The organism is Nostoc sp. (assembly GCF_036917635.1).
Taxonomy (GTDB): Bacteria; Cyanobacteriota; Cyanobacteriia; order Cyanobacteriales; family Nostocaceae; genus Nostoc.
Genome location: NZ_JBALCW010000113.1, coordinates 1 through 9,867, shown reverse-complemented (window position 1 = coordinate 9,867; position 9,867 = coordinate 1). Strand labels below are relative to the sequence as shown.

Below are 9,867 nucleotides of genomic sequence, written 5' to 3'. Positions count from 1 at the left end.
TTAATCTACGGGGAATTTAAGAATGTATCAATTAATTTATCCTAAGTCTGGCTAATCCAGGTGTTTTTTTCTCCCTCGTGAGAAATCCGGGTAATGCCTCTAATGACTTGGGAATTGTGGTTAGCCCGTGATCTCGTTACTGACAATCCTCTACTTTGGCAAAAATCAATCGATAATTTGACCCCTGGAAGAGTTGCTCAATCAATGGGAGGAGTTTTTGCAACGATTGGTACTCCAGCCCTTCCACCCAAACCTCGCGGAAAGTCTCCAGGCTAGACACCAGGAAAAACCCGTCTACGTAAAAAACGATATCCAATAGTAAAAAAACAGCGATACCACCCCGAAAAGAACCATCTGTAGCTGTTTAATATTAAAGATCGTTCATACTTTCGGTAAGTCTCTGATTAACTCAGCCCTGCTGGGTAGTTTTGCCTTACTTAGTCTAAACTTCAGTAAAAAACAATTATTATTGAATGCTGAAAGCAAGGCTGAGTAAGGGGATAGGGAGTAATTGAGTAAAAATTTTAGATTTGCTTAAGCGTAACTACTATCGTAATTATACTGATACTGCTATATTCAGTCTGGAATCCCGTTCTGTAAATTTGTAGCTTTGTATAGACACTACTTAAACTAATCATTATGCACATTAGTATCCTAGACTAACTCAAGAAACGTTTTCATGGTGTTTGTGCTTTGCGAGGACTGAAGATAAGTCAAGTCATAGTAGGATGATTGAATTATGGTTGAAAACTCATCAAGTGCAGTTATGCTCTCAAGTGCAAGGGAAAGAAAATGTGGTGAATTAGATTTTGCTAGTAATGTTACTAACATGAGAATAATTGCGGTAAATTCATGGCGGAATCTTGTTTGCTTAGTACTAATAGTTTTTCATCCCAAGAGCTATAGATGACTCAACAGCAATGATTAGTTGATGAGGCTGTCCCGCCTTATGCTGTGGCTATTGAGCAGGGAAAACGTGAATTTAACTTAACTCTAGTCAACGAGGTGCTAGGGAAGCGTGTTAAATTTTACTCAAATCAGCTTAATTAATTTTTATTTACATACTTGTAAATTTTTGTGCCCACTTATTTGTAAAAAATTGTGGAGATTATAAATGAGTAATATAGATACTATTTTTTTTGGATATGATAGTCGGCTAGCTAATGAAGTAATTCAGATAATTGCAAATTATTTTAAAAAACAAGAAAAAATACATTTTTCTGAAAAAACTATAAAATCTCTGGATTTGTTTGATGAAGAGGACATCAATGATGGGATAAAAGAAGATATATTTGTTTATGAAATTGAAAAACCATATGCTTTAAAACTAATAAATTTAACTAATAAAAAGCCTGAGTATAAACATAAAGTTTTTGAGGCTTATAAGAATAACAAAGAAAAAAATATATTATTTATATATGTTTTCAATTGTGAGTATCTATTAAAAGAGCAAGACGAAATATTTCTAAAAAAAATCTATACTTTATTTGAAGAAGTTAGTTTAAATAATTTGTTTTTTATCATAACGAAGGAATTAAACGACGATGAAGACTTGAAGCCTTGTACTGAGTATGTTAGGGGAAAATTAGAATTTCTTTTTAAGAATAATCAAAACTTGTTTGAAAATCACAAGTACCAGAAAAGAGTATTTTTTATTAACTTGAAAGAAATATTTGAGATTTTTCAAAGAAAGGAAGACTTTTTATTAGAAGAATTAAAAGAACCAAGTTTTTTAAGCTTTATTACAGAACTTCAAAGCTCTTGGGAACAAATACGGCAAAAAGAAAAACGAGAAGAAGAAACAAATCAATCACCCAAAACAGAAAGGAGGAACAAAGTGAGTTACCTACTCGAATCTGGACAGACAGTCCACACAGAATCTTCTCAAACCCCCTGCACAGTAGAGCAATTCCTTGGCGGTGGCGGTCAAGGAGAAGTCTTTCGAGCTAATTTAGGCGGTCAGCATGTAGCAGTAAAATGGTATTTTCCTCACTCCCTTGAGGCAGATCCTCTCCAAAGAGAGCGGCTTGAGGCAGCGATCCGATCTGGGGTACCAAGTGAGCGATTTCTCTGGCCAATAGATATTGTATCAGAGCCTGGCATTGAAGGGTTTGGCTATCTTATGCCCTTACGAGAGCCTCAATATAAAGGCTTTGTCGATCTAATGAAACGGCGCATTAAACCAGAGCCAACCTTCAGAACTTTAGCAACCGCAGGATTTCAACTAGCCGACAGCTTTTTCCAACTTCATATTAAAGGTTTGTGTTATCGAGATATCTCCTTTGGCAACGTCTTTTTTCATCCAAGCACTGGGGAGATTTTAATCTGTGATAACGATAACGTCACTATTGATGGGGATCAGGAAGGTGGTGTTATGGGAACGCCACGCTTTATGGCACCAGAAATCATTACTGAACAAGCGCGACCTAGTACACAAACCGATTTGTACTCTCTAGCAGTTTTACTGTTCTATATGTTGACGATTCATCACCCCTTAGAAGGAAAGAAAGAAACTGAGATTAAATGTCTAGACGCACCTGCGATGAATAAGCTCTACGGGACTGAGGCAGTGTTCATTTTTGATCCCAAAGACAAGTCTAATGAGCCAGTGCCTGGCTACCATGATAATGCTCTTGCCTTCTGGCCCATCTATCCACAATTTCTCCGTGAACTGTTTACCAAGGCGTTTACCAACGGTATTCAAGATCCCCAAAATGGTCGCGTCCGTGAGTCAGAGTGGCGAGGAGCAATGGTACGCTTGCGGGATTCTATCGTTTATTGTCCTCACTGTGGTGCTGAAAACTTCTACGATCTTGATGTCTTAAAAGCATCAGGTGGTAAACTTAACGCCTGTTGGTCATGTCAGAAAGAAATTCGCTTGCCTCCTCGAATTCGCATCGACAAAAACACCATCATGTTGAATTACGATACCAAGCTATTTCCCCATCATATTAATACGAAATCGTTTGACTTTTCTAAACCAGTCGCCGAAGTCACTCAACATCCCACTGACCCTAATATTTGGGGACTTAAAAATCTTTCTGAAGAAAAATGGGTTTGTACTACAGCTGATAATCAAGTTAAGGATGTTGAACCTGGACGCAGCGCAACTATAGCTGTAGGAACAAAGATCAACTTCGGCAAAGTAGAAGGTGAAGTTCGGTCGTGAATTGTTATTCCATGTTTTGAAATAACTAGGTGGGCAAAAATAAACATCACTATGTAAAAAAGTAAAACGTCCTAAACTCCTTTCCCTGCTGCCCCCTTCCCTGTACCCTCTACCTTGTCTCAACGAGAAATATTCACGCCTACCTACTTACACTTTTTTACTGAATCAAGGAGATATTGAATATGAGCCTACCAGGTCAAGGGTTGTCAACCCGTCCCCTACATTTTATCTGGATTTGTGATTGCTCTGGCTCTATGTCTGTAAACGGCAAAATCCAGACTCTTAATACAGCAATCCGCGAGGCTATTCCCTTAATGCAAAAGGAAGCAAACGAAAATCCCAATGCACAGGTATTAGTTCGCGCCCTTAAATTTTCTGATGGAGCGCAGTGGCACATCGGTCAACCTACACCAGTTGATATTTTTAAGTGGACAGATTTGACCACTGATGGTGTGACAGATATGGGCAAAGCCCTCTCTATGGTTGCAGAACAGCTTAAAATGCCACCTATGACCGACCGTGCGCTTCCCCCCGTTCTGGTGCTGATTTCTGACGGTCAGCCTACTGACGACTTTAGCAGTGGACTCAGACAATTGATGGAACTACCTTGGGGCAAGAAGGCTGTACGAATTGCAATTGCTGTTGGTGGAGACGCAGATCGTGAGACGTTACAAAAATTTATTGGACATTCAGAAATACAGCCACTTCAAGCTGATAGTCCTGACGCTCTAGTCAAGCGAATCAAATGGGTTTCGACAGTAGTTTTAAAGGCTGCTTCTTCTCCTGTCAGTCAACCCAATCAACCTAATTCAGGAGGCGGAAATATTCCAATTCCTGTAGTGCCTCCTATTGTTATTAATAGTGCATCCGATGTGTGGTGAACTGGAAGACTCATGGAAGAAAATATACCTCAACTAAAATGGCAGTGCATTGGTAAATCAGTCAAAGGAGCATCTCACGTGCGTTCTGGATTGCCTAACCAGGATGCTATTAAATGGCATCCTGGTTATCCAAAGTTAGGCACAGATTTACCTGTGATTTTGGCTGTATCAGATGGTCATGGCAGTGCCAAAAGTTTTCGCAGTAACAAAGGCTCTCATTTTGCTGTTGACACGGCAATTCAGGTAATTAAAGAGTTTTTTTTGAACAATCAAGGTCAACCGGGTGATGTTAATTTCTCGGTACTCAAAGATTCAGCCGAAAGGCTTCTGCCACAAAGAATTGTCAATGAGTGGAGAAAAGCTATCAAGAAAGATTTGGGTTTGTTAGAAAATGATGAAGAAAAATTAACTAATAAACCAAACTTTACTGATGAAGAAAAACAAATTCTTGTACGGAAAGAAGAAGAAGCTGCTTGGCAAGCCGTTGAAAATAATAATTTTCTGGCTTACGGGGCTACACTTTTGGCAGTTTTAGTGACTGAGTGTTTCATTGTTTATATTCAGCTAGGGGATGGTGACATCCTTGAGGTTGATTCTGAGGGGAATACCACCCGACCTTTGGAGCGAGACCCAAAGTTAATTGCCAATGAGACAACTTCACTTTGTATGGATAAGGCATGGAATGAATTCCAGGTTCATATAGAACTGTATCCGAAAAATACGCCAAAACAAATGCCAGCTTTAATTTTAGTTGCAACCGATGGCTATTCTAATTCTTTTTCTACTGATGAAGGATTTGTCAAAATTGGGCAGGATTATCGACAGATGTTCAAGTTAAAACCCACTGAAGAAATCGAACAACAATTAGAAGGATTTCTACAAGAGACTTCAGAAAAAGGAAGCGGAGATGACATCACTCTAGGCATTATTAAAAAACTTGAGATAGGTGATCTCGACTATTCAGAGGATCAGGCAGACAGGCATGTTACATCGGTTGAAAAAAAAAAGGAATCTAGCGTGAGACAGCAAGAAGATATCTCAGAAATTGAGAGTAAGGTAAGACACTTGTGGAAGCAACAAGAAAAAATCAATAATAAGGTTGCGCTGGTAATAGTAGGTTTATCTGTCACTTCTATCTTGGCAATCATCAGTACTATCTTCAGTAGTTACTTTTTTTCTCGTCTCAATGAGGTTGAGAAAAATTTAAAGGAACTGAAGCAAAACCCATCTATACCTGCAAAAAATAATACCAGTCCAACCCCTACCAAAGGAAAAGCAACGCCATCCCCAAGCACAAAACCTAGTACAACTTCCCAACCTAAAACAAAAAAATGAGAGATAAACTCAATGATTACCCCTAAAGTCGTTATTATTATGGCTCGATGTAGCCACTCCAAGCAAAGCTTTGGCATCCGCTTGGAGGATAAATTAACAGGTCAGTGGATGGCTGACTGGGCCTTTCCTATTAAGGAAGCAGCCGCTAAACGGGAAGGCTACGACAAAAGCGAAATTGCTGGCAGTTTCTCGGTAGATGATGCTTATCCAGGTTGCCCCGACTGCGAACAAAAGAGCTTTGTTAAATGCGGCGGTGCTTTATTCTCTCGCTGTAACAAAGTATCTTGTGGCGGAGAGCAGGGTAGCTTTCATGCATGTCCTTGGTGTGGAAATAAAGCTCAAATTAACGGTTACATCGAAAGTTTGAGTGCAGGAAACGACTTATGAACGAGTTACCCCGACAAAAACTTTGTGAAATTATTACCAAGTACGGACAAGGTGTTTATGACAACCCTCAACGCTGTGAAGGGCTGTTGCGCGACTTTTGTGGGCAGTACCGTAAGGAAATAGCTGTCCTTGTTGGAGCTTTAAAAGATGGGGTTCCTAATCAACTCCAGGCATCAAAAAACTCTGTCCCTCATGTAATTTTGTTAGCCCAATTAAGTAAAAGACTACAAGACAATCTGGGTTTAGCCGAGGAAACAGCTATTTGGGCAGTGGAGTCTTGGGCGTTAGCTCTTGGGGTAATTTCAGTTGTCAGTCCCAGCAAACCCCAACAAGGGCCTTCATATTCACAAGAAGAAAGCCACCAAATTCAGAATTCAGCAAAGGTCAATCCTGTAACTCAACAGGCTCAAACTCAAACGCAGCCTCAAGCTCAAACCTGGCAATGTATCATGACTCTCACCGATCATGCTGCTTCTGTTCGTTGTATTGCTATCAGTTCAGACAGTCAGATCCTTGCTAGTGGCAGCGAAGACAGAACGATTAAGCTTTGGCATCTAGGCAGTGGTAAATTAATTCTCACCATCAACTGGAAGGGGGCATTTGGTGAGTCTGAAGCTAGCTGGGTGACTTCTCTTGCCATCAGTCCTAATGGTCAAACTCTTGCTAGTAGCAATTTAAGCCAATTTGTCAAGTTGTGGGATTGTAACAGTGGCAAGTTCATCAGCAATTTCAGAGGACATTCAGATTCAGTACACGCGGTTGCTTTCAGTTGGGACGGTCAAACTCTCGTTAGCGGCAGTCGAGACAACACAATAAAAAGTTGGAATTTAACAACACAAAAAAATATTGTTACTTTTAAGGGTCATTCAAACTCAGTGCTAACGGTAGCCCTTAGTCCAGATGGTCAAACCCTTGTTAGTGGCAGTCGAGACAACACTATCAACCTCTGGAACTTACCCAGTGGCAAACTTTTACGCACCCTTCGTGGACACTCAGATTGGGTTCGCACTGTTGCCATCAGTCCAGATGGAAAGCTCTTTGCCAGTGGGAGTTCAGATCAAACAGTACAACTATGGGATCTCAACAACGGGGCTTCGCTTCGCACCTTCAATGGACATTCAGATTGGGTTAATTCTGTCGTTATTAGTCCAGACTGCAACACACTTATCAGTGGTAGTAAAGATACAACCCTAAAGTTGTGGCAAATACAGAGTGGACAACTGATTGGGACTCTTACCGATCATCTCAAACCAGTATGTTCTGTTGCTATTAGTCCAGACGGAAGAAATATCGCTAGTGGTAGTGAAGATGGGACGATCAAGATTTGGCAGAAGACTTGAAAAATAGTCTTTTAAAAAATAGTTAATATAGTCAAATTATCAAGTATAAATTCTATGAATCAATACTCTCAAACAGGGCAAATTCAACAATATTCCAACATCCAACCTGTCTGGAAATTTATTTTTTTATACATTATTACTTTTGGAATTTATCAAATACCTTGGGGTCATAAGCATTGGAAATTTGTGAAAGAGCGAGAAGGCTTGAAAATCAATGCTTGGCTTCGTTCGTGGTTTCTACCATTTACCTTATTTTGGTTGGCAAAAAGAATTTTCGCCCTAGCTGAAGATAAGGGATATCGAGAAAAACCTTCTCCTGCTGCGATAACTAGTCTGTTCTGGTTTTTTGTTGTATTAAAGCAATTACCAAATATCTTAGGGCTGCTAGCTTTATTGAGTTTTTTCCCCTTATTAACAGTTTTGAAAGCAGTTAACTTTTATTGGGAAAAAGAACAACCAAATCTTCAACTTAGAAAATCTTGGACAGGTGGTGAAATTGCTTGGACAGTATTTGGTGGAATTCTTTGGGTGTTTATACTCGTCGGATTATTTGCATCAACTGAGGGCTAATTCAAAAAAATAAGGAGAAATTTATACAAGCATGAATGACTTCTCTTTTACAAAAGAAAATAGGTTTGATTTTTCTAGTGACTTTCTTTGTGTAAAATACTCAAGTTTTGAATTAACAAGTGAATTAGATGGAAATGAATGCTCTGGTGACAATTATAAAGTTAATGCAATTCAGTTTTTAGTTTTTCCAAAAGACAATGGAACTTATAATGAATATCACTTTGAAAATCAGACAGAATAATTTTTTCAATTTGATCATTAACTCCAAAAAATTGTTACGCAGTCTGGTCACTCCATTTACCATGACCCTAAACTTGGCATAATCCAATGACAAGACAGCCTCAGTACAACGCTTATTTAAAACAAATTTTCCTTGGTGCATCTGCTCACACTGCACCTACTTATCACCCCTTATCAACTAATCAATCTATTGTCTTTGGACGAGATTCAAACTGCCAAATTGTTCTAAACTCCACAAACTACCCAGGAGTCTCTAGCCGCCATCTAGAAATTCGTCCCGTGATCCCTTTAGGAAATCTCCCCTCTTGGGAAGTTTGTGATTTAGGGAGTTCCAATGGCACTTATGTTAATAACCAAAGACTGCAAGGCTGTCGGACATTGCAAGTAGGCGATCGGATTTCCCTCGGTCAGCAGGGTGTAGAATTCATATTTGAGTGCCAAGTTAGCACCCCAGCACTTCCCGGTCGTCCTTTAAATATCCAACTGGGTGACTCCCTTCACTTAAGCCAAATGCTGCCTATTGTTTCAACAAGGCAGGATTTATTTAAGAAAGCTTATTTGATACCAGGTATCCTTACCGTCTTATTAGTTGTCGGACTATTTCCTGCGAGCGCTAATCCTCAAGTATTCAACGCTTTATTAGCAATCTATCTCATTGGGGCAAGCTACTACTTCGTCTATCAATTAAGCGGCAAATCCAAGCCCTGGTGGTTGCTGCTGGGATCGGCAATAACTACCACGTTTCTCTTAGTCAGTCCTATTCTTCCACTATTTTTCTTCGTATTTCGCCAAATCTTACCAGGGGAAATACCAGAAGGAACGAAAATAGGATTCCTTTCTTCGTTTATCCACTATTTTTTTGGGGCAGGCATGCTGGAGGAACTTCTCAAAGCCTTACCTGTCTTCGCTGCTATGGGGATAGGACGAATGCTCAGATCGCCCTGGCGAGAGCGAGTGGGTGTCTGGGAACCCCTAGATGGAATTCTCTTGGCAACCGCCTCTGCTGCTGGCTTTACTCTCCTAGAAACACTGGGACAGTACGTCCCTGGAACCATTCAGCAGGTAGCAAGTCAGGCAGGGGAAGGAGCAGGAGAATTAGCCGGGATACAATTACTCATTCCTAGAATTATTGGTTCGGTAGCCGGACACATGGCTTATAGCGGCTACTTTGGTTATTTCATCGGCTTAAGCGTTCTGAAACCGTCTAGGCGTTGGTCGATCTTGGCTATAGGCTACTTGACAGCATCGGTACTGCACGCGCTTTGGGACGCTTCTGCTGGTATCAGCATTCTTGTCCTCCCTTTTGCCGGAGTTTTGGCTTATGCCTTCTTGATGGCAGCCATTTTGAAAGCTCGCCAACTTTCACCAATTCGTTCTCAGAATTGGGCAACTCAGTATTACAGTCCACCTCCTATACCTCAAGCTCCATTTTCCCTGCGGATTCAGCATCAAACGATTCCTTTAACTGTAGGAACTCAGCTACAGGCGCGGGAGATTCCTGGATTGGGAACACAAAGTGCTAATGGGGTAGTAGCTGAAGTAAATGCTAATCCCAAAGATCCAACTATCTTGGGGCTACTAAACTGTTCTAATCAAGTTTGGACAGCAACGTTAGCAAACGGACAGCAAAAACAAATCGATCCTGGGCGCAGTATCAAGCTTGTTGTCAGCACGAAAATCAACTTTGGTTCAGTTAAAGGAGAGATTATGTAATGGCTTTTCTTTTGTCAATACATACATCATTTGATGAATGTGCGCTTGCAGGAGACGAGGTGGTAATCGGCAAAGCAGGAAAACAAACAAATGCTGTCCTGGCTTAAGTTGCTACCCCATGACTCGATATGTGAAGATACTGTACGTTCGCTGATTTTGACCTTGCGAGGAGGAATTATGTCTTACAGAGCCTAAGTTCCAGTTCATAAAGGAATTCAGGCATTTTCATGGC

At 40.4% G+C, this 9,867-nt stretch carries 8 protein-coding genes and 1 pseudogene; all 9 read left to right on the top strand.

Annotated features, from left to right (window positions below; genetic code table 11):
* Positions 1-93: 93 nt before the first annotated feature.
* Positions 94-276, top strand: a complete 183-nt coding sequence (locus tag V7K32_RS27855) for a hypothetical protein (protein WP_334998062.1) — start codon at positions 94-96, stop codon at positions 274-276.
* 838 nt (positions 277-1,114) lie between these two features.
* Positions 1,115-3,169, top strand: a complete 2,055-nt coding sequence (locus V7K32_RS27850) for a protein kinase domain-containing protein (protein WP_334998060.1) — start codon at positions 1,115-1,117, stop codon at positions 3,167-3,169.
* A 182-nt stretch (positions 3,170-3,351) separates the two neighbouring features.
* The gene (locus tag V7K32_RS27845) at positions 3,352-4,050 is read left to right on the top strand and encodes a vWA domain-containing protein (RefSeq protein WP_334998058.1); all 699 of its coding nucleotides are present in this window, start codon (positions 3,352-3,354) and stop codon (positions 4,048-4,050) included.
* 12 nt (positions 4,051-4,062) lie between these two features.
* Positions 4,063-5,385, top strand: coding sequence for a PP2C family serine/threonine-protein phosphatase (locus V7K32_RS27840; protein WP_334998056.1), 1,323 nt, complete (start codon positions 4,063-4,065; stop codon positions 5,383-5,385).
* Between the two features lie 12 nt (positions 5,386-5,397).
* Positions 5,398-5,772: a hypothetical protein gene (locus tag V7K32_RS27835; RefSeq protein WP_334998054.1), complete on the top strand. Its 375-nt coding sequence runs from the start codon at positions 5,398-5,400 to the stop codon at positions 5,770-5,772.
* Complete coding sequence (locus V7K32_RS27830; protein WP_334998052.1) at positions 5,769-7,112, top strand: WD40 repeat domain-containing protein; 1,344 nt, start codon at positions 5,769-5,771, stop codon at positions 7,110-7,112. Before V7K32_RS27835 ends, V7K32_RS27830 begins: the two co-directional genes overlap by 4 nt.
* Before the next feature lie 54 nt (positions 7,113-7,166).
* On the top strand, positions 7,167-7,682 hold the full coding sequence (locus V7K32_RS27825; protein ID WP_334998050.1) for a hypothetical protein: 516 nt from the start codon (positions 7,167-7,169) through the stop codon (positions 7,680-7,682).
* A 31-nt stretch (positions 7,683-7,713) separates the two neighbouring features.
* Positions 7,714-7,923, top strand: a complete 210-nt coding sequence (locus V7K32_RS27820; protein ID WP_334998048.1) for a hypothetical protein — start codon at positions 7,714-7,716, stop codon at positions 7,921-7,923.
* A gap of 86 nt (positions 7,924-8,009) precedes the next feature.
* Positions 8,010-9,329: pseudogene (locus V7K32_RS27815) on the top strand (PrsW family glutamic-type intramembrane protease); the annotation flags it as partial.
* Between the last annotated feature and the right edge of the window lie 538 nt (positions 9,330-9,867).